The organism is Cupriavidus sp. SHE (assembly GCF_000812445.1).
Classification (GTDB): domain Bacteria; phylum Pseudomonadota; class Gammaproteobacteria; order Burkholderiales; family Burkholderiaceae; genus Cupriavidus; species Cupriavidus metallidurans.
Genome location: NZ_JWMB01000007.1, coordinates 33,702 through 54,800 on the forward strand (window position 1 = coordinate 33,702; position 21,099 = coordinate 54,800).

The following is a 21,099-nucleotide window of genomic DNA, read 5'->3' on the forward strand; positions in this document are numbered from 1 at the left end:
CCGTCGGCGCCGTGCCGGGTGTGGGCGTGAACCCTATCCGGCCGGGAGAGCGTGTGGACGGTGGTTCAGGGATTCGGCGCGAACTCGCGCGGCGCTTCGTCGTTCACCCCAAGACGATGGCGGTGACGACGCTCGCCTGGAAGAATCGGCGAAACAGCCTGAGCAATGCCAAAAGCACGCAAATTGCGAACCACCGGCGACCGGATGCGGTTCGTGGTCATCCCGTGGCCATTTCGGGGAACGCGATCCCGTGGTGTGGCGCGAGGTGTTGCAGAAATGAAGCGCCTTCCGCGCAGCAACCCGGCCTGTTGCCATCGCCATGTAACGGATGCGCTGCAACATGGCTGCCATTCTGGGTCAGCCAAGAATGTCTTTCATAAGAATCAAGTAGTAATCTTCCTGCCACATTTCTCATGCATCCTCCAGTCCGTCTCAAACAGGGAGGACACCATAATGAGAAGGATTTCCGTACTCGCGGCAGCCGCCATGTCGGTCGCCCTCGCGGCCTGCGGCGGCGATGACAACAATGGCAACAACGCCGGCACGACGCCGCCGGTCGAGCAGCCACAAGGCGGCGCCACGCCGACCAAGAACGTCGTGTTTTTCCTCGGCGACGGCATGGGCATGACGACGCTGACCGCCGCGCGTATCTACAAGGTGGGTGAGGAAGGCGATCTGACGATCGACACGATGCCGGAAAGCGGCTTCGTCCGTACGTATTCGAACGACGCCCAGGTCACGGACAGCGCCCCGTCGATGGCCGCCTACATGACCGGCGTGAAAATGAACAACGAAGTCATCTCGATGACTCCGGAAACGAGCGCCGTGGACGCCAATGGCAAGGCCTACGTGTCGGGCGCTGACAGCACCTGCCCGGCGACGGGCAACGGCAAGAGCGTGCCGACGCTGCTCGAGCAGATGAAGGCTGCCGGCTACGGCACGGGCGTGGTCACCACCACGCGCATCACGCACGCCACGCCAGCGGCCACCTACGCCCACATCTGCCACCGCGACGGCGAGAACGCCATCGCTGCGCAACTGGTACCGAAGGGCGCCGGCTTCAACGGCGCGCTGACCGATGGCGTCGACGTGATCTTCGGCGGCGGACGCCAGCACTTCCTGGCTACGGCCGCAGGCGGCAAGCGTACCGACGGCCGCGATCTGGTCGGCGAGTTCAAGACGGCCGGCTATAGCTACGCTGCCAGCAAGTCGGACTTCGACAAGATCACGGCCAGCTCCGCCAAGGTGGTGGGTCTGTTCAACGCGAGCCATATGGATTACGACCTCGATCGCGATCCGGCGAAGGAGCCGAGCCTGGCAGAGATGACCGGCAAGGCCATCGACGTGCTGGCTGCCAAGAAGAAGGGCTTCTTCCTGATGGTGGAAGGCGGCCGTATCGACCACGCGCTGCACGAAACCACCGCCCGCAAGGCGCTGCAGGACACCGCCGCGTTCGACGACGCGATCAAGGCCGCCATCGACAAGCTCAACGTGATCGACCCGGGCCTGAAGAACACGCTGATCGTCGTCACCGCCGACCATGACCACACCCTGGTCCTGAACGGCTACGCCAAGCGCACGGGCAAGACCAGCGATGCCAACCCCGGCGTGCTGGGTCTGGTCAAGGACTACGTGACTGGCTCTGCCAAGCTCGATTCGACCGGCAACCCGTTCTCGATCATCGGCTTCGGCAATGGCGAGAACCGTCCGGCCACGCGTACCGCGCTGACCGATGTGCAGGTCTTCGACAAGACCTACCACCAGGAAGCTGTGATTCCGATGCCTGCGGGTGGTGAAACCCACGGTGGCACCGATGTGTTCATCGGCGCCATGGGCAACGGCGCTACCAGCTTCACCGGTGTGATGGACAACATCGAGGTGTTCGGCCTGATCAAGAAGGCAATCGGACTCTGAGCCAACCCGCCATCACCGCACAACGGAATATCGACATGAAAATCACTACCCGTATCGGAATGCTGGCGGCCGCGGCGGCCAGCGCTTGCCTGACGATGCCCGCGGCGCACGCCGCCGGCGAGGCCAAGAACGTCATCTTCTTCCTGGGCGACGGCATGGGCCCCGCCACCGTTACCGCATCGCGTATCTACAAGTACGGCGAGTCGGGCAAGCTGACGATGGAATCGCTGAAGCGCACCGCGCGCATCAAGACGTTCTCCAACGACGCGCAAACCACCGACAGCGCACCGTCGATGGCTGCCTACATGACCGGCGTGAAGATGAACAACGAGGTCATCTCGATGTCCCCGGACACGAAGGCGACCGCGCCGGGCACAGACGTCAACGGCAACAAGACCATCAACAACTGCCTGCCGACCAACGGTACCTCGGTGCCGACGCTGCTGGAACTGGCCAAGGCGCGCGGCAAGGCAACGGGCGCTATCACCACGACCGAGCTGACGCACGCCACGCCGGCCGCCACGTACTCGCACATCTGCCATCGCGATGCGCAGTACAACATCGCCGCGCAAGCGGTGCCGGGCGGCGCGGGTTTCAACACGGCGCTGGGTGACGGCGTCGACGTGCTGATGGGCGGCGGACGCAACCACTGGACGCCGTTTGACGCCACGACCAACAAGAAGGGCCGTGCCGATGGCCGCAATCTGCTGACGGAGTTCGCCGCCAAGGGCTACGCCGTGGCCGCCACGCGCGACCAGATGTTGCAGGCAAGCGGCAACAAGCTGATTGGTCTGTTCAGCACGACGAGCCATCTCGAGTACGAGATTGACCGCGTGGCGGGCAAGGGCGAAGGCGCTACCCAGCCGAGCCTGGCGGACATGACCGCCAAGGCGATCGAGCTGCTGTCGAAGAACGGCAATGGCTACTTCCTGATGGTCGAGGGTGGCCGTATCGACCACGCGCTGCACGGCACCAATGCCAAGCGCGCGCTGGAAGACACCATCGCCTTCGACGACGCCATCAAGCGCGCGCTGTCGATGGTCGATCTGTCAAACACGATCATCGTGGTCACCGCCGACCACGATCATACGATGACGATCAACGGCTACTCGCACCGCGGCAACCCGATCCTGGCCACGGCCACCGACTACAAGACCAAGAAGACGGCCCTGGCGGCCGATGGTCTGCCCTACACCACGCTGGTGTTCGGCAACGGTGGCACCCCGCGCAAGGCTACCCGCGACAACCCTTCGCTGGTGGACACCACCGCCAATGACTATCTGCAGGAAGTTGGCGTGAACCTGGGTTCCCCGGGTGCCGAAACGCACGGTGGCGGCGATGTGATGCTGTTCTCCACTGGCCCCGGCAGCGCGCCGTTGAAGGGCACTCTCGACAACACCAAGGTGTTCGGTGTGGTCAAGTCGGCCCTGGGTCTCTGATCCTCGTCGTACCCGACACGGGCACTTCACGTGCCCGTGCCATGACGCACGCCGGTTCGCCGGCGTGCGCTTTCCACTTTCAGCACGGCAATGATCAACATGAAGCAAGCCAGCATGAAACAAGCCGGCGTGAAGCAGGCAATCGGCCAGTTCGTTCTGCTGGCTCTCGGCATAGGCGCCTCGTCGACGGCCCTAGCGGCCACGGCCACGGTCACGGCCACGGATTCGGGCAAGCCGCTCGCGCTGCGCGTGCAGCACGAGCTGTCGGCACTCGGCAAGGATGGCGTGAAGCGCGATGTGTCGTTCGGCGAGCGTGTCTATCGCAACGGTGACTCGGTCTGGATCGAGCGCGAAGTGCCGGCGAGCGTGCGCCATGCGCACGACGAGGCAGAACATGCCGCGGGTGACAAGGGCCACAAGCACATGGATGTTTCCACGGCGGCGCGCTGGATCGAACGCAAGCCCAACGGCGAACTCAATGTTCGGCTCGTCAGCGACCAGATGCGCAAGACCTTCGAGGTGCGCCAGGGTGACTACGGCAATGTCGGCTTCGATGGTTCCTGGGCCGCGGCGAGCCATCTGCTCGACCCCGCCCTGCTCAAGACGATGAAGGCCAACGGGCCCGTACGCGATGGCGTGCAGGAATACACGGCCCGTCGCGGCGACGAGCGCGTGACGGTGCAATGGGATGTGGCCGGGCAGTATCCGCGCCTGGTGCAGTCGCTCAACACGAGCGGCACACAGAAGAAGATCACGCGTGTTACGTCGGTCGCGACGCCGGCGAGCGCGCCCTGGTCTCGCACACGCGGCTACGCGCAGGGCGATTACTCCGATCTGCTGGATTGAATCGCCGATTGACTCGGATATCCGCTGACGTGCCGGACAGCGCCGGATAGCGCCGGACAGCGCTGGGCGCTCAGCGGCCCGATTGGGTGCGAATCGACGTGGCGATATCGCGGCTCACCGAGGCGAGGGCGCGGTTATGCGCCGAGATGATCGCCTCGAAGCCATCGCCGGCAACGGCCTCGCGCACCACCGAGCGCCCTGCAATCGCCGGCTGCTTCCCCGGCGGCTGGATGGTCCACAGCGCATCCATCGACACGGCGACGGCCGGCTCCGTATCCAGACTCAGGATATCCACGCGGACACGCCAGGCCGGCATTGCATTCGAACCCGTATCGAAGACGGTCACCTGATCGGACCCCAGCGTGGTTCTCAGATCGGCAGCGATGACCTGGGAGATTTCGGACTTGAGCGGCTCGGCCCAGCGTGCGAATTCGTTGACCTTGACTTCATTGGCCGAGACACGTGTCACGATCTGAGGCCGGTCGACCAGATCCGGGATTGTCACCGGCCCGACGACGACACGGATTGGCGTCGCGGTGGAGGCACGTTCCACGGTGTTGTCCGGATCTAGCGTGTAGAACCGCGATTTCGGCGAGCTACAGCCGGCCAGCAGCCCGATAAGCGCCACGGATGCCACGCTTGCGCTGGCGATCGACCTTGTCATGCGTTTCATGGCTTGTCCTCCGCTTTGCCGCGTATCAGCGCTTCGGGGTGTTGCTCCAGATAGTCGGCAAGCGAGCGGAGCGCGGCGGCCGTACGGGCGAGTTCCTTCATGGCGTCCGCCGTGTTCTGCTGCAGCGCCGAGTCGGGGCCGAGCGCGGTGTTGGCGGAGTCGAGCGTGGAGCGTGCCGATGCCAGCGTGTCTCGTGCTTGCGGCACGAGCTCCGAGTCCAGCCGCGTCAATAGCGACGTCGCGTTGCGGAGCATGTCCTTGGTGTTCTGGCCGATCTGCGCAAAGGGCACGCTGTTCAGTTGCGCGACAACGCGGGTCAGGGACTGCTGCAGCGACTGCAGATCGCCTTGGATGGACGGAAACTCCGGCGGGCTTTCGTTCCAGTTGATCTTGGCCTTGGGTGCGTTGGGGAAGAAATCCAGCGCGATATAAAGCTGCCCGGTCAGAAGGTTTCCATTCCGCAATTGCATTCGGAGCCCTTGGGAGACCAGGAAGTCGCCAAGCTCGCGGGGATTTTCGGCTACCGGGCCCAAGGCGGCGCCGGTGCGGTAACGCGACGTGAATCGTCCCGGGTAGAAGTTTATTTCCACCGGGATGCTGAACTTGCGCGTGGCCGGATCGTAGCGCGTGTAGATGCCGGTGACCTCGCCGATCACGATGCCCCGGAACTCGATCGGAGCGCCGATGGCCAGGCCGCGCACCGTGTCCGTGAAATTGACCACGTAGTGATGCACGACGCTGTCCTGGCGCTTGAGTGCGGTGACACGGTCATGGAATAGCGCGAAGGTCGATCCTGCCGCTGCAGCAGGTTGGTCCTGCGCTTCATACGGGGTCTCGAAGCCAATGCCACCGATCAGGATCGACACCACGGACTGGGTGTTCACGCGCAAGCCGCTCGTATCGAGCGAAACGTCAACGCCGCTGGCGTGCCAGAAGCGTGTGCCCTGCTGCACGAACCGGTCGTACGGGGCATTCACGAACACCTTGAGCGTGACGCCACGCCCGTCGGAGTCGAGGTCGAATGCGGTGATCTGTCCCACCTGAAGGCGGCGGAAGTAGACCGGGGAGCCGACATCGAGCGAGCCCACGTCCTCGCTCTTTAGCGTGAACTCGCGGCCCGGCACGTCGCTGGTGAATGCGGGCGGCGTCTCGAGCCCGACAAAGTCGTGGCGCGTCGCCGTCGCCGTGCCGGTATCGGTGGCGATATACGAGCCGGACAGCAGTGTGCCGAGGCCGGAGACGGACCCGCCCGAGATGCGCGGCCGCACCACCCAGAAACGTGTGTTGTCGACAAGCAGGCGTCCGGCGTCCTTGGCGATCTCGGCGGTCACCACCACGCGCTTGCTATCGGGGGAAAGCGCCACCGACTTGACCAAGCCGATGTCGACGTCCTTGAACTTGATCTTGGTCTTGCCGGCCTCCAGGCCCTCGCCGGTCTTGAAGCTGACGGTGATCGTCGGTCCCTGTTCGATCACGGCCTTCACCGCGAGCCAGCCGCCGATCAGCACGGCAACGATTGGCACGAGCCATATGAGCTGCAGGCGCCAGCGCGAGCGCGATGGCGACTTGGCGACGGCCTCGGGGAAGTCCGGGGTATCGGGGTCCTGGCCTGGACTGGTCATGGTTGATGCTCCGCTTCATCCCAGATCAGCCGCGGATCGAATGTCATCGCGGCGAACATGGTCAGTACCACCACCGCGCCGAAGGCGATGGCGGCGGGGCCGGCCTGGATCGTGGCCAGGGCCTTGAATTGCACCAGTGCGACGAGCACGGTGATTACGTAGATATCCAGCATCGACCAGCGGCCGACGAACTCCACCACGCGATAGATCTTCGTGCGGCGCTTCGGCGCAGAGGTGGAATGAAATTGCGTGGAGAAGGCGAGGTAGCCGAGCGCGAGGATCTTGAGCATCGGCACGGCAATGCTGGCAATGAACACCACGATCGCGAGCAGCCACGATCCTGACGTCCACAGGTATGCGACACCACTCAGGATTGTGTCGTTCTCCGCGCCGAACAGCGAGCTCGTGTACATGACGGGCAGCACGTTAGCGGGGATGTACAGCACGACGGCGGAAATCAGCAATGCCCAGGTGCGTGTCAGGCTCGCGGGTTTGCGACTATGCAGCGTCGCGCCGCATCGCGGGCAGGCCAGCGCATGGTCGCGCGTGTGGGCGCTGGTCAGCAGTCCGCAATCGTGGCACGAAAGCAGGCCGCAATGCGCCGCCGTGATGGGGCCCGAAACGATTGGCGGTTCCAGATGCGGGCGTGCGCCGCCGGTTGTGCGCACATCCGAGAATCGGACCCATAGCGAATGCGGGTCGAAGGCGGTATGGGCCCCGACCAGCACGAGCATCAGCGCGCCGAACGACCACAGCGCGACGCCGGGCACGACCGACGCGATGTGCGCGAGCTTGACCAGGGCCACCAGCAGGCCAAGGATCAGCACCTCGGTCATTCCCCAGGACTCGGCCTGATGGCAGAGCCGCAGCACCTGAGGCGCAAACCAGGGCTTGCGGCCCAGACGCAGCGGCAGCAGTACCCACAACATGCTTGCCGTCTGCAGTACCGGCATCACGATGGTCGTGATCAGGACCAGGATTGCCAGCGGCCACATGCCGCCGTGAAACAGCACGCGCACTGCGCCAGCGAGTGTCGTTTGCACCAGCGTGCCGCTGACGGAGAGACCGACGATCGGATAGAGATTCGAAATGCCCAGCAGCACCAGCGCGCCGAGCGCGAGGGCCAGCGCCTGCTCCAAGCCGTCAGGGTGGTTGCGGGCAAGTTCGGCGTCGCAGCGGCAGCATCGCAGCGTGCCCTTGATGGGCACGGGCAATGCGCGCTGGAGCAGGTCGCATTCGGGGCAGGCGATCAGATCGGTGCGGGTCATGCGCCACCTCCGTGACGTGTTCGGCCTTGACGATCCTGCTTTGCCTGTTGACATCGCCGGTGCCGGAGTGGCTTCCTGGTCCTTTCCGCTTTGTACAGGCGTCAAGCCACCAGTGGCTCGTGGGAGCCACTGCAGCTAAGCCTATCAATCGACGCCTGGATCGGGTAGGGGACTTTGGTCCAGCATCGCCGGGTCATGCACGGGTCATGCACGACGTAACCGGCGTAACCGGCGCAATCAGCGAGAGAAACAGCATGGATCAGCGCCCGGAGCGCTGATTCATCTGCCCGAGCACGTGCCGCGCGTGTCCCGAGCAGTCTTCGTCGTCGGCAAGGTTCTCGATGTCGTGGGCGAGCGCGAGCAGGTCGCGCCGGGTGCCAGCCAGCCGCTGTTCCAACAATTCGATCTCGCCGGCCTTGCGCCGCAATACCTCGATGAGCTTGTCGCGTGGCCAGTCATTGAGATGGGTCGGAAGGATGGCGCGGATTTCGTCGAGCGAGAAGCCGGCGTTCTGGGCCCGCAGGATGATTTCCAGCCGTGTCAGCGTTTCCGGGGCGTATTCGCGGTAGCCATTGGCCTGCCGCTGTGCCGGCTGGAGCAGACCGCTTGCCTCGTAGAACCGAATGCGCGAGGCGGCCACGCCGCTCAGGCGTGCCAGTTCTCCTATCTTCATCTGCAGTGTTCCAGGGGGACTTGACATTAAAGTTGACTTTAAGCTTAGGGTTACGCAGTCGTCAACGCAATGCGCAAATGCCTGCGAACCCCAGCCATGAAACTGTTCACGCCCCTTACCCTGCCCAACGGCGCAGTCATTCCCAACCGCCTGGCCAAGGCCGCCATGGAAGAGAACATGGCCGATGCGGACCATGCGCCATCTGACGCATTGCTACGGCTCTACGAAGCCTGGGCCGCGGGAGGCGCTGGCCTGATCCTTACGGGCAATGTCATGGTCGATCACCGGGCGATGACCGGACCGAATGGCGTCGTGCTGGAGAACGACGCCCATCTGGATCGCTTCCGGCAATGGGCGCGGATCGCACGCGCCCACGGCGCCCACGTCTGGATGCAGATCAACCACCCCGGCCGCCAGATGCCCGCCGCGCTGGGACAGACCACGCTGGCGCCGTCAGCCGTTCCGCTGGAACTGGGCGCGCTGTCCAGGCAGTTTCCCGTTCCCAGGGAGATGACGGCAGCCGACATCGACGATGTGCGCGAGCGCTTCGTCTGCAGCGCGCACCTGGCCGAACAGAGCGGCTTCACTGGGGTGCAGATCCACGCGGCCCATGGCTATCTGCTCAGTCAGTTCCTGTCGCCGCTGGCTAACCGGCGGCACGACCAATGGGGTGGCCCGATCGAGAACCGCGCGCGTCTGCTGCTCGACATCGTGCGTGCGGTGCGGCAGGCGGTGTCGCCGGCTTTTGTGGTGTCCGTCAAGCTGAACTCGGCCGATTTCCAGCGCGGGGGATTCAGCCCCGATGATGCGAAGCGCGTGGTCGAGCTGCTCAATCCGCTCGGCGTCGATCTGGTGGAACTGTCGGGCGGTAGCTACGAAGCCCCGGCCATGCAAGGGCAGGCGCGGGATGGGCGCACGCTCGAGCGCGAGGCGTACTTTCTGGCCTTTGCGCGTGATATCGCAGCCATCGCGCAGATGCCGCTGATGGTCACGGGTGGTATCCGCCGCCGCGCCGTGGCCGACCAGGTGGTCGATAGCGGCATTGCGATGGTTGGCATCGCCACCGCGCTGTCCATCGATCCCAATCTGCCGCGCGATTGGTTGGCGGGCAAGAACAACGCGCCCGCGCTCCGCCCGATCACATGGAAGAACAAGGTGCTGGGTTCGCTGGCCAACATGGCCGTGGTCAAGTTCCAGCTCAAGCGGCTCAGCCAGGGACGCGGCACGCATCCACGGGTCTCCCCGCTCAGGGCACTGGTCATGCAGCAAATGGCCAACACCTGCCAGACAAGGCGTTACAAGCGCTGGATGATGGGGCGGGAGTTGGGCTGAGGGTAATAAGGGGTAAGGGGCCGGCCCACTACCGCCCCTGATTCACGGCTTCGAATCCGGCGACGAGTGCATCGAGCAGATGGCGCACGGCGGGCACCATGCCGCGCCGCGTCGGAAAGATCGCGTGCACGAGCCCACTTGTCGAGGCCAGTTCGGGCAGCAGATGCAGCAGCCGGCCAGACTGCAGATCTTCTTCGATGAATTCCCTCGGCAGCATGGCCACGCCGACGCCGAGCATCGCGGCGATTTTCAGGCTAGCGATATCGTCCGTCGCGAGTCGGGGGCGGTGGGCGAAAGCACGCTCCTTTCCGCCGGCATCGACGAGGTTCCAGACGTATCGCTCGTTGTTGCTGGCCATGGCAATGGTCGACCAGTCCTGTAGCGACTCGATCGAGGCTGGCTGGGCGTGCAGCCTTGCCAGTTCCGGACTTGCGACGAGGACGAACGTGGACAAGCCCAGTTGCCGGACCGCGAGGTCGGTGTCCTCCAGCGGCGCGGGCCTGACGCGGATCGCGAAGTCCAGCCCTTCCTCGATGACGTCGACGCGGCGATTGGTGGCGTCGACCAGAACCTGCACCTGTGGGTTGTCGCGCACGTAACGGGAGATGGTCTCGGCGACACCCGAGCTGAGAAGCGCAACCGGGCAACTGATCCGCACGGTGCCCTGTGGCTGCGAGCGGGTCTGGTCGACGATCTCCTTGGCGGCCCTGGCTTCGGCCACCACCGCAAGGCAGTGCTGGTGAAAGCGTCGCCCGGTCTCCGTCAACGACAGGCTGCGGCTGGTGCGGTTCAGCAGGCGCACCCCAAGCGCCTCTTCCAGCGCGCGGATGCGCCGACTCAGTTTCGATGTCTGCTGGCCAAGGCTACGGGCGGCGGCAGTGAAGCTGCCGCGATCCACCACTTCAGCGAACAGCCGAAGGTCATTGAGGTCCGGGATCTGATCCATGTGAGGAGGCGCTTCAGGATGATCAGATCATCCTACTGGTGACAACGATGCTTTGCAAACTCGGATATTTCGCCATTGTCGTTGCTTGCCTAGCATTCATCCCAACCAGAGACCACGCTAAATCGTGCGGGTCGATGGGAGAGCCGGCCGATTGCGGACGGCCTGACCGAGGGGATGGAAATGCTCGTACACCGGCGTTGGGAATCACTGGATGCAGCCGATCATGGCTGGCTCCGCGCGAAGCACCACTTCCAGGTCGATGCCGCTGGCAACCCCGCGCATCACCCGCTTGGCTCGCTGATTGTCTGGAATGACGACGAGATAGCGGTCGGTGGAGGCTTTCCGCTTCATGGGCACCGCGACATGGAGATCGTCACGTATGTCCGCCAGGGGACGCTCGAACACCGTGACACGCTGGGCTCCATCGGCACGATCCGGGCAGGAGAGGTCCAGGTGATGAGTGCGGGCCGTGGCATTCGTCACGCCGAGTCCAACCGCGGCAGCGAGCCGCTCAGGCTCTATCAGATCTGGCTGCTGCCGCGCGAACGTGGCGGCGACCCGCGATGGGAGACCCGGCCTTTTCCCGAGGCTGCCCGATCCGGCAGCTTCGCAGTACTGGCCAGTGGATTCCCCGGCGACGGCGACGCACTGCCGATCCGTGCGAATGCTCGGCTTCTCGCCGCGACACTCGGGCCCGGTGATCGCCTCACACATTCATTCGCTCCACACAGCAACGCCTACCTCGTGGTGGCTTCGGGACGTATCGCCGTGGATGGCGAGTTCGTCGGGCTACGCGATGGGGTGGCGATCACGAATGCCGCATCCATCGACGTCGCGGCGCTTGAACACTCTGAACTGGTGATGGTGGAAACCCGTTGAGAGTCACTTGATCCATCCACCTCGAATCACTTTCGTCTGAAAGGACATGACCATGGAACACAACAAGTACTACCCGCTACTCGGCCGCATCATGCTCGGTGCGCCATTTCTCATGAGCGGCCTCGGCAAACTGGCCGCATATGGCGGCACCGTTGGCTATATTTCCGCAGTCGGCCTGCCGGCGGCGCCGCTGGCGTACCTGATCGCGGTGGCGGTCGAGGTGGGCGGCGGCATGATGCTGTTGTCGGGTTATCGGGTGCGTGCGGCGTCGCTAGTGATGGCGGCATTCTGCGTGGCGACAGCCGTTTTCTTCCATCACAACTTCGCCGATCAGAATCAGATGATTCACTTCCTGAAGAACCTGATGATCGCGGGCGGCCTTTTGCAGATCGCCAGCTTTGGTGCGGGCGCATGGAGCCTGGACGCGCGTCTTGCGGGGCCGGCGCCGCGCAAGACGGCCTTGCGGGCGAACTGATATCGGCGCTTGCTTGGCAAGCATGACGAATTGCCTGCAGGAGGCAACCAATGCAGAACAGTATTCCAACGCTGTTGCGGCGCAATCTTGAAGACGTCTTCGGCGAAATCGATCCGGCGCGCAGGCGCCGTGCCATCGACGATATCTTTACTGACGACTGCGTGTTCTACGATCCGAACAGCGGTGTCCATCGTGGCCGCGAGGCGATCGACAGGATTGCAGGTGTTATCAAGGCGTCGCATCCGGACTTCCGGTATCAGCCGATTGCCGAGCCCGAGGTGGCGGGGGATGGGGGGCGCATTCGATGGGTATCGGGGCGTCCTGGCGAAGCGCCTGCCTATGCGGGCACCGACTTCATCGTTACCAGGGACGGCCGCATTGTTGCCGTTTATCTCTTCTTCGACGAACTGCCTTGAGTCGTGGCGCGCCTGCCTCAAAGGCTGGCGCTGCCGAATCCCTCCGGCGTTGCCGGAACCATAGAAACCTCATGAAGGAGTCTGCAAATGTCCAAGGTCCTGGTGCTGTATTACTCCACCTACGGGCACGTGGAAGCCCTGGCGGAGGCAGTCGCTGAAGGCGCTCGCGCCACCGGCGCTACCGTCGATGTCAAGCGGGTACCGGAAACGGTGCCGGCGGCGGTGGCCGAGGCCTCCCACTTCAAGGTCGACCAGAAAGCGCCGGTAGCCACGGTGGAGGATCTGGCTAACTACGACGCCATCGTGGTCGGCACGCCAACCCGCTTCGGGCGCATTTCCTCGCAGATGGCGGCGTTTCTCGATCAGGCCGGTGGCCTGTGGATGCGCGGCGTGCTGAACGGCAAGGTCGGTGGCGCTTTCACGTCTACCGCCACTCAGCACGGCGGGCAGGAAGCCACGCTGTTCTCGATCATTGCCAACCTGCTGCACTTCGGCATGACCATCGTCGGCTTGCCGTACAGCCATCAAGGGCAGATGACGCTGGATGAAATCGTCGGCGGGTCGCCGTATGGCGCGACGACCATCGCTGGTGGACAAGGGCAGCGTCAACCGAGCGCCATCGAACTCGAGGGTGCGCGCCACCAGGGCGAACTGATCGCGAAGACCGCGAACAAGCTGTTCGGCTGAGGATGTGCATCGCTAGCTGAGCGGCCTGCCGGGGGCAGTCGGACAGGGAGTGGCGCCTTGCCTGGGCGTCGCTTCCTTTCGCCCATCGCGGGACGGCGCGCTCGGGTGCTAGAAGTTATGCCGCATGGCCAGTGCGAAGGTCTGTGGATCGGCGCCGGCCTTCACGCCCAGGCCGTTGATGGCGAAGTCATAGAGGGCGTTCCGCTTGTTGTTGATCCGGCTGTAGTAGGTATAGATCGACGTGCGCTTGGAAAGCGGATAGTCGTAGCCAACAGTGATCTGCGTGGCGCCGGTCTCGGGGCCGGCATGGAATGACCCAATCGTCTCGGTCGCATTGCCCGCGCCGTTGCTGGCGAACGTGAAGCCGATCTTCACGCTGCCGGGTCCGAGCTTCTGGACCAGTGAGGTGTAGTAGCTGTTGCGCGTCAGGTCACCGGTGGCAGTGCGATAGTGCAATCGCTCGTACACCAGGGCGATCGTCGTCGTGGGGAACTGGTAGGAGACGCCGACCTTCATGCCATCGTCGTTACGGCCGGCGGTCTGATAGTGCTGATGGATCTCGTAGGCCATCGACACACTGAGCGGGCCGTGTTCGTACGCACCCGCGAACGAGTACAGCGCCGGATTGCGCGGCACGCTGATCTTTTCTTCCGGCAGGCCCCAGGTCATCGCGCCGCTTAACCCGCGCCATTGCGGCGTCTGGTAATGCAGGGAGTTCTGCTGGCGCCGGTCGAACGAGTTGGTGTTCTGGACGTTGTCCGCGGTGGCGGCCGCGCCATTGCCCATGATCGACATATAGCCGGCGGTGGTCGGGTAGTAGGGGTCGAGGGTCTTGGTCGAAGTGGTATAGGCCGTATCCCAGTTGCCCATGAATACGGTGCCATACGGGCTGGCCATGCCGAGCCGCGTGTCGCGTGCGGCGATCTGCCCCGCGCCGGTGTCGATCGACAGCGTGCTCTCGACCTGCCAGATGGCCTTGAGCCCATAGCCGAGCGCCTCCTCGCCGCGAATACCAAAAACGGACCGGTTGTTGGTCAGCCGCGCAGTGCCGCCCAGGTGGGTGCCGTCGGTCGCGGTGGAGGCTGACGCGTACTCGAGGGCCGTATTGAGTCGCCCGTAGATCACAACGGATGACTGGGCGTTCGCCGTGCCGACCAGGCAGGTGGCCGACGCCGCCAACGCCGCCAACGTCGCCAGGGGGCGCATCCAGTGCCTCACGCCAACTCTTGTCATCTCGCGCTCCCCCGTTGGTTTGATTCCTATAGTAGTGAAGCGTCGCGCGGACGGGAATCGACGCTGATCGATAGAGGGACCACTACAAGGGAATCATGGCGCTCGAGAACCAGAAACCTATTCCGGCCAGCATGCACGGCGGTGTGCTGTCGTTTGTCGCAGGCTTTGTCGATGTGGTTGGCTTCATCGCCCTGTTCGGGCTGTTCACGGCCCACGTGACCGGCAACTTCATCATGATCGGCGTGGAGTTGACCGGGAACTCGGACGGCCTGGCAACCAAGCTGCTGGCACTGCCGGCCTTTGTCGTCGCAGTGGCTGCCACACGTGTGCTCGAGTCGAGTTTCGCGCGACGCCAGCGCCCGGTGGTTGCGCTGCTGCTCGCCATCGAATGCCTGTTCCTGCTGCTATTCATCGGCACCGGGCTTTGGGCGAAGGCTGGCGCTGGCCTGACGGCCAATGCGTTGCCGTCCACGCTTGCGGGAATGCTGGCCGTGGTGGCCATGGGCATCCAGAACGCGTTGTCCCGTACCGCGCTGGCCGATCTGGGGCCGACCACCATCATGACTGGCAACACTACCCAGGTCGTGATCGATCTCGTCGATCTGACTTCCGCCAGCCCGGAACAGACCGGGGCAATCGTCACGCGGCTGCGCAAGATGCTGCCAGCCGTGGTGGGGTTTGCCGCTGGCGCGGTGCTCGGCGCGCTTGCCTATCAGGCGGTCAGTTTCTGGTGCGTCTTCCTGCCGGTGCTGCTGCTGGCGGCGGTGTGTCGCCAGCGTTGGCCCGGCCGGGTGGCGCTGGCCTGAACCGGGGTTCGCCTGCCATCGAAATTTTGCCTTTTTGCTTTGAAATATTTTGGTGTACCATCCGCATACATTAACAGCGTCAACGTATTCAAAAAATGGAAGCCAATGAGTTCCGCCCGCTGGCTGGCGTAAAAGTGCTTGAGTTGTCACAGATCCTGGCGGGCCCCACCTGTGGGCTGATGCTTGGCGATCTAGGGGCCGACGTGGTCAAGATCGAGCGATTTCCCGCCGGGGACGACGCGCGGAAGTACCGCCGGCAGGGCGACAGCGGATTGCCGCCTTCCTTCCTGATTGTCAATCGCGGCAAGCGGTCGCTCGGCCTCGACCTGCGCAAGGAAGAGGGCAAGGCGGTGCTCAAGCGGATGGTTGCCCAGGCCGATGTGCTGACCGAGAACTTCCGTCTGGGAGTGATGGAGAAACTGGGCCTTGGCTACGACGTGCTGCGCGAGGTGAATCCGGCCCTGATCTACTGCTCGATCACCGGATACGGACGGACGGGGCCGCTGGCCAGCAAAGGTGGCTTCGACCTGATTCTGCAGGCGTTCTCGGGGCTCATCAGCGTGACAGGAGAGCCCGGCCGCGACCCGGTCAAGCCGGGCATGTCGATCGCCGACGTCAATGCCGGCATCCTGGCCGCATTCGGTATCCTGGCCGCGTACATCAACCGGCTACGCACGGGCGAGGGCTCGCGCGTCGAGACCTCGCTGCTGCAGGCGTCGATGCAGCAGCTTTACTGGTACGCGGCGGCCTACTTCTCGACCGGGGCGATTGCGAAGCCGGTCGGCACGGCGCATCCGCTCATCGCGCCTTACCAGGTGTATCAATGCGCTGATGGCGGTATCGCGCTGGGGGGCGCCAATCAGACCAACTGGGAGCGCATCGCCGATGTGCTGGGCCATCCGGAGTGGAAGGCCGATCCGCGTTTCGACAGCGCGGCGGAAAGACTCGCGCGCCGTGCCGAACTCGAACTGTTGATCACCGATGTCCTGAAGGGCGCGCCGGTGGCGACGTGGGTAGAGCGATTCGATGCCGTGGGGGTGCCTGTCGGCCCGGTTCAGAACGTGGCGCAGGCACTGGAGCATCCGCAGGCGAAGGCAGTCGGGATGGTCGTGGAAGCCCGCAAGCCAGGCGGCGGCATGACGCGCGCGCTGGGGCTACCCGTTCTGTTCGACGGGGGCAACGCCAGTTCGACCGGCCCGGCCCCCGCGCTGGGCGAGCATTCCAGTTCGGTGCTGCGGGAGTTTGGATTTGCCGCGGGAGAGATCGAGGACCTGCTGCGCAACGCCGTGGTCCACGACTGCGCTCATCCGGTCGCGGCGTGATGCGCGTGATGTGCTTACGGGCGACGTCCGCGGCCGACCGCCGCGCCATCGTCGGGCATCGCCGCGATCATGTCGGCATAGACATTGCCGCCCGCGGAGATGTGCCGGACCATCGCTTCGGCGGCGGCATCCTCGTCGCCAACCTTGATCGCGTCGAGCACGGCCTTGTGCTCGGCCAGCGATGCGCGAACGCGCGCGGGGTGCTCGAAGCGGTAGTCCCGCATGCCACGCATCCGCGCGCGCATGGTGCGGATCTGCTTGGCCAGGATGTCGTTGCGGCTGCCCTCGTAGAGCACGCCATGGAATTCGTCGTTGGCGGCGCGGTAGGCCTCGGCATCTCCCTGTGCGGCCGCGCACGCTTCGTAGGCGGTCTCCAGCGCGTCACGCTCCGCCGGCGTCATGCGGCGCGAGGCGAGTCGGGCGGCAAGCGATTCCAACTGGACCAGGATCTCGCTCAGCGCGACGTAGTCGCGCAATGTAATCGACGACACGATCGCGCCCTGGCGCGGCACCAGGGTGACGAGTCCGGCCGATGCGAGCTGGATCAGAGCTTCGCGCGCGGGCGTGCGGGACACGCCGAAACGGTCGATCAGTTGCTGTTCATCGATCTGGGTGCCGCTCGGCAGGTGCCCGGACAGGATTTCCTGCTCTATCTCGGACCTGATGGTTTCGGTGCGGCTCTTCTTTTCTTCCGACATGCCTGTGTTCATCGCTGTAGATGTGGCGATTCTACGCTGCTGCCGGCGCTTACCGGCCGTCTTCCGGCCCGGAATTCGATCTTTTTCGTCGTTTATGTACACATAAGGTTTGTTTACGCATGCATAAATTTGCTGCGTGAGCGCCTTTATGCCTCTACGCCTTTACACACCTTCATCCCCAAACCTCCTATGACCGACACATCCGGATTGCCCTCGCTCGCCATCGAAGGGCGAGTTGCCACCATCACATTCCAGCGCCCCGACGTCGCCAATCGCCTTGGGCCCGATGACCTTGACGAGATTCATCGCCATATCGAAACGGTGAACGCCAGCGAAGCGCTCGTCCTGCGGATTCGTGGCACCGGGAAGTACTTCTGCAGCGGCTTCGATATCGGCAAGCTCGCGGCGGGGCAGGGCGGGTCGGGCTTTGAAGAACTCGTCAACGCGGTCGAGGACTGCCGGCCTGTCACCATCGCCGCGCTAAACGGTGGCGTCTATGGCGGCGGCACCGATCTCGCGCTCGCGTGCGACTTCCGCGTTGGCGTACCGACAACGGACATGTTCATGCCCGCCGCGCGTCTCGGCCTGCATTTCTACAAGCGTGGCATGGAGCGATACGTGACCAGGCTCGGCCTGGACACGGCCAAGCGGCTCTTCCTGACCGCAGCCCGGCTCCAGTCGGACGAACTGCTGCGCTGCGGCTTTTTGACATCGCTGGTCGACGCCGCCGACCTCGACGCGAACGTCGATGCGCTGAGCGAAACGGTCGCCAGCATGGCGCCGCTCGCGGTGCTGGGCATGAAAAAACATCTCAACCGGATTGCGCGGGGCGTGCTCGATGTCGAGGAACTGGCTGTCGACGTTGCACGCGCCGCGCAATCGGCTGACATCAAGGAGGGCGCGCTGGCCTGGAGGGAAAAGCGCAAACCAAGGTTCCAGGGCAACTAGTCCAGGGAGCCGGCTTTCATCAGTAGAACCGAAATGGAGACAGAAGCATGAAGATAGCGAAGGCATCGAAGATATGCATCGCCGCCGCGTTGCTGGTGCCGATGACGCTGGCGTGGGCGCAGGGCCCTGCCGCGTATCCAACCAAACCGATCCGGCTGATCGTCGGTTTCCCGCCAGGCGGTGGCGCTGATGCCGTGGCGCGCATCGTCGCGGAAAGAATGTCCCGGGACCTGGGGCAGAGCATCATCATCGACAACAAGCCCGGCGCCGGCACGACCATCGCGGCGGAAGCGGCAGCCCGCGCCGAGCCCGATGGCTATACGGTCTTCATGGGTAGCGCGAACCTCTTCGGAGCGGACAAGGTCCTCTACAAGACAATTCGCTACGACGGGCAGAAGGACTTCACGCCGATCTCGCGCTGGACCATCGCGCCGATGGTCCTGGCGGTGAATAACGATATTGGTGTGAAGTCGGTGCAGGAACTGATCGCCAAGGCGAAGCAGAATCCCGGCAAGTACTTCTATGCTTCATCCGGCAGCGGCGGGGCGCCGCATATGGCTGGTGTCTACTTCAACAAGCTCGGCGGCACGCGGATGGAGCACGTGCCGTTCAAGGGCGGCGCGCCGGCCGTGACGGCCGTGATTGCTGGCGATGCGCAAATGATCTTCGCCACGCCGCCGTCCGTGCTGCCGATGGTGGAGACCGGCAAGCTCAAGGCGCTGGCCGTGACGTCGGAGAAGCGGTCGCCGTTGCTGCCGAACCTGCCCACAGTGTCGGAGAGCAGCGTCAAAGGCTACGACTTCACGTTCTGGTTCGGGTTGTTTGGCCCGGCCAATCTACCGCCCGATGTCGTGCGCAAGCTTTTTGCCGCAAGCCAGAAGGCATTGAGCGATCCCGAGGTGGTGCAGAAGCTCGCGGCGCAAGGCAACCAGGCGCTGCCTTCTGCGTCGCCGGATGAATTCCGCAAATGGGCGTTGGCGGAAGGGGCCAAGTCCAAGCAATTGATTGAGCAGTCTGGCGCACATCTGGACTAGGCTGGGCGGAGCAGGGCCGCCAGGCCCATGGCCAATGGCGGAAATAGTGACGATTCAGGCGTTTGACTTTTTAAGACGACTGGTCATATTATTTCCGCCATGGCTCGTACATCAGACAAGACCGACATTCCGAACCGCCTGACCAAGGCGGGTCGCGAACTGTTCTCCCACCACGGCTACAACGCCACCGGCATCCAGCAGATCACCGATCACGCTGGCGTGCCGAAGGGCTCGTTCTACAACCACTTCGAAAGCAAGGAAGCGTTCGCGGCAGCGATCATCGCGGAGTACGCCGATTATCTGCACCGCTCATGGGAAGCCATGATGGAGGACGCCCCGCCCGAGCCGATGGCGGCGATCCGCTATGTCTTCACGCGGATGATTGCCTATCACGAATGCTGTCCCACGCAGGCGGGTTGCCTGATCGGCAACTTCGCTGCCGAGATCGCCTTGACGAGCGATACCTGTCGGGCCGTGCTGCAGGACGCCCAGTTCGCCTGGCGCGAACGGCTGGCCGGCATGATCAGCCTCGCCCAGGCGCACGGCGAAATCCGCGCCGATATCGCGTCAGCCGAGCTCTCGGGGCTCGTCTGGGATACGTGGGAGGGCGCCTTGCTGCGTATGAAGATTGAACGCTCGGTTGCCCCGCTACGCCGCAGCGTCGACCTGATGTTCGACCACCTGTTCCAGCCGGCCGCCGCGGCCGGCATCCACCACAGTCCAACCTTGGAGTAAGTCATTCATGGGTGCACAGACCGAAGCATTCCTCACCGAAGCCCTGTTTCAGCCGATCAAGCTGGGCCGTATCGAACTCGCCAACCGCATGGCCATGGCACCGCTCACGCGCAGCCGCGCCGATGACGATCTGGTGCCGACCGAGATGGTGGTCGAGTACTACCGCCAGCGCGCCAGCGTCGGCCTGATCATTGCCGAAGCCACGCAGGTTTCGGAGACGGCCCAGGGCTACACGAACACCCCCGGCGTCTACACGCCCGAGCAGATCGCGGCCTGGAAGACGGTGACCGACGCCGTGCACGCGCAAGGCGGCAAGATTTTCCTGCAGATCTGGCACACGGGTCGCATGTCGCACTCGCATTTCCAGCCGGACAATCAGGCACCGGTGGCGCCTTCGGCCATTGCGGCCAATGCCAAGACGTATATCAACGGCCAGGGCTACGTCGAATGCTCGCTTCCGCGCGCGCTGGAAGCTTCGGAGATTCCGGAGATCGTGAATGACTTCCGCGTCGCCGCGGCCAACGCGATCAAGGCTGGCTTCGATGGCGTCGAAGTGCATGGCGCGCACGGCTATCTGCTCGATGCCTTCCTGCGCGATGGCACGAACAAGCGTACCGACGCCTACGGCGGCAGCATCGAGAACCGCGCCCGCTTCCTGCTGGAAGTCATGGCGGCGGTGACTGCCGAAATCGGTGCCGATCGCGTGGGTGTCCGACTGGCGCCGGTGTCGCCGGTCAACGACGCGGTGGAAAGCAACCCGCAGCCGCTTTTCGAATACGTTGTGCGTGAGCTGGAAAAACTCCATCCGGTGTACATCCACGTGGTCGAAGGCTACACGGGTGGCCCGCGCGACAATGTGCCGTTCGACTACGAGGCGCTGCACCGCCTGTACTCGGGCGTGTGGATGCTCAATAACGGCTACAGCAAGGAAATGGCCGAGGAAGCGATCCGCGCCGGCCGTGCCGACATGGTCTCGTTCGGCCGCAAGATGATCACCAACCCAGACCTGCCGCGCCGCTTCCGTGAGAACCACCCGCTGAACAGTCCGTTCGAGGACGCGTCGCTCTACGGCGGTACTGGCCCGCACGGCTATGTCGACTATCCGGCATTGGCCTGATCTTCGGCCTCGCGCGCTCTAAGGGCGAGTTTGCAT

Annotated in this window: 22 protein-coding genes; 14 read left to right on the top strand and 8 right to left on the bottom strand. The window is 64.0% G+C overall.

Going from position 1 to position 21,099, the window contains the following annotated elements:
- Window positions 1–65: 65 nt before the first annotated feature.
- Complete coding sequence (locus tag RN01_RS33760; protein ID WP_017511280.1) at window positions 66–221, bottom strand: hypothetical protein; 156 nt, start codon at window positions 219–221, stop codon at window positions 66–68.
- A 232-nt stretch (window positions 222–453) separates the two neighbouring features.
- On the opposite strand from RN01_RS33760, the gene RN01_RS03140 reads away from it, so the two are divergent.
- The 3 genes from RN01_RS03140 (at window position 454) to RN01_RS03150 (ending at window position 4,199) form a co-directional block, all read left to right on the top strand.
- Entirely contained in the window at window positions 454–1,914 is a 1,461-nt protein-coding gene (locus tag RN01_RS03140; RefSeq protein WP_024570666.1) for an alkaline phosphatase, read from the top strand.
- A gap of 35 nt (window positions 1,915–1,949) precedes the next feature.
- Window positions 1,950–3,353, top strand: coding sequence for an alkaline phosphatase (locus RN01_RS03145; protein ID WP_017511277.1), 1,404 nt, complete (start codon window positions 1,950–1,952; stop codon window positions 3,351–3,353).
- A 99-nt stretch (window positions 3,354–3,452) separates the two neighbouring features.
- Complete coding sequence (locus RN01_RS03150; protein WP_080672913.1) at window positions 3,453–4,199, top strand: hypothetical protein; 747 nt, start codon at window positions 3,453–3,455, stop codon at window positions 4,197–4,199.
- Window positions 4,200–4,269: 70 nt separating this feature from the next.
- Here the strand turns inward: RN01_RS03150 and RN01_RS03155 are convergent, their stop codons facing one another.
- The 4 genes from RN01_RS03155 to RN01_RS03170 all read right to left on the bottom strand — a co-directional run bounded on the left by RN01_RS03155 (window position 4,270) and on the right by RN01_RS03170 (window position 8,435).
- The gene (locus RN01_RS03155) at window positions 4,270–4,872 is read right to left on the bottom strand and encodes a membrane integrity-associated transporter subunit PqiC (protein WP_017511275.1); all 603 of its coding nucleotides are present in this window, start codon (window positions 4,870–4,872) and stop codon (window positions 4,270–4,272) included.
- Complete coding sequence (locus RN01_RS03160; protein ID WP_017511274.1) at window positions 4,869–6,494, bottom strand: intermembrane transport protein PqiB; 1,626 nt, start codon at window positions 6,492–6,494, stop codon at window positions 4,869–4,871. The genes RN01_RS03155 and RN01_RS03160 overlap by 4 nt, the downstream gene beginning before the upstream one ends.
- Complete coding sequence (locus RN01_RS03165; protein ID WP_017511273.1) at window positions 6,491–7,762, bottom strand: paraquat-inducible protein A; 1,272 nt, start codon at window positions 7,760–7,762, stop codon at window positions 6,491–6,493. Before RN01_RS03165 ends, RN01_RS03160 begins: the two co-directional genes overlap by 4 nt.
- A 259-nt stretch (window positions 7,763–8,021) precedes the next feature.
- The gene (locus RN01_RS03170) at window positions 8,022–8,435 is read right to left on the bottom strand and encodes a MerR family transcriptional regulator (protein ID WP_017511272.1); all 414 of its coding nucleotides are present in this window, start codon (window positions 8,433–8,435) and stop codon (window positions 8,022–8,024) included.
- 96 nt (window positions 8,436–8,531) lie between these two features.
- Here RN01_RS03170 and RN01_RS03175 point away from each other — a divergent pair, with 96 nt between their 5' ends.
- A complete protein-coding gene (locus tag RN01_RS03175) occupies window positions 8,532–9,767 on the top strand; it encodes an NADH:flavin oxidoreductase/NADH oxidase family protein (protein ID WP_017511271.1) in 1,236 nt (411 codons plus the stop codon).
- A gap of 28 nt (window positions 9,768–9,795) precedes the next feature.
- Here RN01_RS03175 and RN01_RS03180 read toward each other — a convergent pair whose 3' ends face one another.
- Window positions 9,796–10,713, bottom strand: a complete 918-nt coding sequence (locus RN01_RS03180) for a LysR substrate-binding domain-containing protein (protein WP_024570668.1) — start codon at window positions 10,711–10,713, stop codon at window positions 9,796–9,798.
- Window positions 10,714–10,893: 180 nt separating this feature from the next.
- Here RN01_RS03180 and RN01_RS03185 point away from each other — a divergent pair, with 180 nt between their 5' ends.
- The 4 genes from RN01_RS03185 (at window position 10,894) to wrbA (ending at window position 13,170) form a co-directional block, all read left to right on the top strand.
- Window positions 10,894–11,592, top strand: a complete 699-nt coding sequence (locus tag RN01_RS03185; RefSeq protein ID WP_024570669.1) for a pirin family protein — start codon at window positions 10,894–10,896, stop codon at window positions 11,590–11,592.
- A gap of 52 nt (window positions 11,593–11,644) precedes the next feature.
- On the top strand, window positions 11,645–12,067 hold the full coding sequence (locus tag RN01_RS03190; protein WP_024570670.1) for a DoxX family protein: 423 nt from the start codon (window positions 11,645–11,647) through the stop codon (window positions 12,065–12,067).
- 50 nt (window positions 12,068–12,117) lie between these two features.
- Window positions 12,118–12,483 carry a nuclear transport factor 2 family protein gene (locus tag RN01_RS03195; RefSeq protein WP_017511267.1) on the top strand — a complete coding sequence of 122 codons (366 nt, stop codon included), beginning with the start codon at window positions 12,118–12,120 and terminating at the stop codon, window positions 12,481–12,483.
- Between the two features lie 87 nt (window positions 12,484–12,570).
- Window positions 12,571–13,170: an NAD(P)H:quinone oxidoreductase gene (gene wrbA / locus RN01_RS03200; RefSeq protein WP_011518590.1), complete on the top strand. Its 600-nt coding sequence runs from the start codon at window positions 12,571–12,573 to the stop codon at window positions 13,168–13,170.
- Between the two features lie 108 nt (window positions 13,171–13,278).
- Here wrbA and RN01_RS03205 read toward each other — a convergent pair whose 3' ends face one another.
- Window positions 13,279–14,403 (bottom strand): porin, encoded by a 1,125-nt coding sequence (locus RN01_RS03205; RefSeq protein ID WP_024570671.1) that lies wholly within the window; start codon window positions 14,401–14,403, stop codon window positions 13,279–13,281.
- A gap of 95 nt (window positions 14,404–14,498) precedes the next feature.
- On the opposite strand from RN01_RS03205, the gene RN01_RS03210 reads away from it, so the two are divergent.
- Together RN01_RS03210 and RN01_RS03215 are read left to right on the top strand one after the other, a co-directional pair.
- Window positions 14,499–15,209, top strand: a complete 711-nt coding sequence (locus RN01_RS03210; protein ID WP_017511265.1) for a YoaK family protein — start codon at window positions 14,499–14,501, stop codon at window positions 15,207–15,209.
- Window positions 15,210–15,304: 95 nt separating this feature from the next.
- The gene (locus RN01_RS03215; RefSeq protein ID WP_017511264.1) at window positions 15,305–16,531 is read left to right on the top strand and encodes a CaiB/BaiF CoA-transferase family protein; all 1,227 of its coding nucleotides are present in this window, start codon (window positions 15,305–15,307) and stop codon (window positions 16,529–16,531) included.
- Window positions 16,532–16,545: 14 nt separating this feature from the next.
- Here RN01_RS03215 and RN01_RS03220 read toward each other — a convergent pair whose 3' ends face one another.
- Window positions 16,546–17,229 (bottom strand): GntR family transcriptional regulator, encoded by a 684-nt coding sequence (locus tag RN01_RS03220; protein ID WP_024570673.1) that lies wholly within the window; start codon window positions 17,227–17,229, stop codon window positions 16,546–16,548.
- A gap of 189 nt (window positions 17,230–17,418) precedes the next feature.
- Here RN01_RS03220 and RN01_RS03225 point away from each other — a divergent pair, with 189 nt between their 5' ends.
- The 4 genes from RN01_RS03225 (at window position 17,419) to RN01_RS03240 (ending at window position 21,063) form a co-directional block, all read left to right on the top strand.
- Entirely contained in the window at window positions 17,419–18,177 is a 759-nt protein-coding gene (locus RN01_RS03225; protein ID WP_017513804.1) for an enoyl-CoA hydratase/isomerase family protein, read from the top strand.
- Between the two features lie 47 nt (window positions 18,178–18,224).
- Entirely contained in the window at window positions 18,225–19,211 is a 987-nt protein-coding gene (locus tag RN01_RS03230) for a tripartite tricarboxylate transporter substrate binding protein (RefSeq protein ID WP_017513803.1), read from the top strand.
- A 99-nt stretch (window positions 19,212–19,310) separates the two neighbouring features.
- A complete protein-coding gene (locus tag RN01_RS03235) occupies window positions 19,311–19,946 on the top strand; it encodes a TetR/AcrR family transcriptional regulator (RefSeq protein WP_011518597.1) in 636 nt (211 codons plus the stop codon).
- 7 nt (window positions 19,947–19,953) lie between these two features.
- The gene (locus RN01_RS03240) at window positions 19,954–21,063 is read left to right on the top strand and encodes an alkene reductase (RefSeq protein ID WP_017513801.1); all 1,110 of its coding nucleotides are present in this window, start codon (window positions 19,954–19,956) and stop codon (window positions 21,061–21,063) included.
- The last annotated feature ends 36 nt before the right edge of the window (window positions 21,064–21,099 follow it).

Bases quoted from the DNA above. Each gene is read 5' to 3' on its own strand.
- RN01_RS03145 (WP_017511277.1), top strand. From the start codon at position 1,950: ATGAAAATCACTACCCGTATCGGAATGCTGGCGGCCGCGGCGGCCAGC.
- RN01_RS03225 (WP_017513804.1), top strand. From the start codon at position 17,419: ATGACCGACACATCCGGATTGCCCTCGCTCGCCATCGAAGGGCGAGTT.
- RN01_RS03210 (WP_017511265.1), top strand. From the start codon at position 14,499: ATGGCGCTCGAGAACCAGAAACCTATTCCGGCCAGCATGCACGGCGGT.
- wrbA (WP_011518590.1), top strand. From the start codon at position 12,571: ATGTCCAAGGTCCTGGTGCTGTATTACTCCACCTACGGGCACGTGGAA.
- RN01_RS03205 (WP_024570671.1), bottom strand. From the start codon at position 14,403: ATGACAAGAGTTGGCGTGAGGCACTGGATGCGCCCCCTGGCGACGTTG.
- RN01_RS03220 (WP_024570673.1), bottom strand. From the start codon at position 17,229: ATGTCGGAAGAAAAGAAGAGCCGCACCGAAACCATCAGGTCCGAGATA.
- RN01_RS03180 (WP_024570668.1), bottom strand. From the start codon at position 10,713: ATGGATCAGATCCCGGACCTCAATGACCTTCGGCTGTTCGCTGAAGTG.
- RN01_RS03235 (WP_011518597.1), top strand. From the start codon at position 19,311: ATGGCTCGTACATCAGACAAGACCGACATTCCGAACCGCCTGACCAAG.
- RN01_RS03215 (WP_017511264.1), top strand. From the start codon at position 15,305: ATGGAAGCCAATGAGTTCCGCCCGCTGGCTGGCGTAAAAGTGCTTGAG.
- RN01_RS03230 (WP_017513803.1), top strand. From the start codon at position 18,225: ATGAAGATAGCGAAGGCATCGAAGATATGCATCGCCGCCGCGTTGCTG.
- RN01_RS03150 (WP_080672913.1), top strand. From the start codon at position 3,453: ATGAAGCAAGCCAGCATGAAACAAGCCGGCGTGAAGCAGGCAATCGGC.
- RN01_RS03185 (WP_024570669.1), top strand. From the start codon at position 10,894: ATGCTCGTACACCGGCGTTGGGAATCACTGGATGCAGCCGATCATGGC.
- RN01_RS03175 (WP_017511271.1), top strand. From the start codon at position 8,532: ATGAAACTGTTCACGCCCCTTACCCTGCCCAACGGCGCAGTCATTCCC.
- RN01_RS03155 (WP_017511275.1), bottom strand. From the start codon at position 4,872: ATGAAACGCATGACAAGGTCGATCGCCAGCGCAAGCGTGGCATCCGTG.
- RN01_RS03240 (WP_017513801.1), top strand. From the start codon at position 19,954: ATGGGTGCACAGACCGAAGCATTCCTCACCGAAGCCCTGTTTCAGCCG.
- RN01_RS33760 (WP_017511280.1), bottom strand. From the start codon at position 221: ATGACCACGAACCGCATCCGGTCGCCGGTGGTTCGCAATTTGCGTGCT.
- RN01_RS03160 (WP_017511274.1), bottom strand. From the start codon at position 6,494: ATGACCAGTCCAGGCCAGGACCCCGATACCCCGGACTTCCCCGAGGCC.
- RN01_RS03165 (WP_017511273.1), bottom strand. From the start codon at position 7,762: ATGACCCGCACCGATCTGATCGCCTGCCCCGAATGCGACCTGCTCCAG.
- RN01_RS03140 (WP_024570666.1), top strand. From the start codon at position 454: ATGAGAAGGATTTCCGTACTCGCGGCAGCCGCCATGTCGGTCGCCCTC.
- RN01_RS03190 (WP_024570670.1), top strand. From the start codon at position 11,645: ATGGAACACAACAAGTACTACCCGCTACTCGGCCGCATCATGCTCGGT.
- RN01_RS03170 (WP_017511272.1), bottom strand. From the start codon at position 8,435: ATGAAGATAGGAGAACTGGCACGCCTGAGCGGCGTGGCCGCCTCGCGC.
- RN01_RS03195 (WP_017511267.1), top strand. From the start codon at position 12,118: ATGCAGAACAGTATTCCAACGCTGTTGCGGCGCAATCTTGAAGACGTC.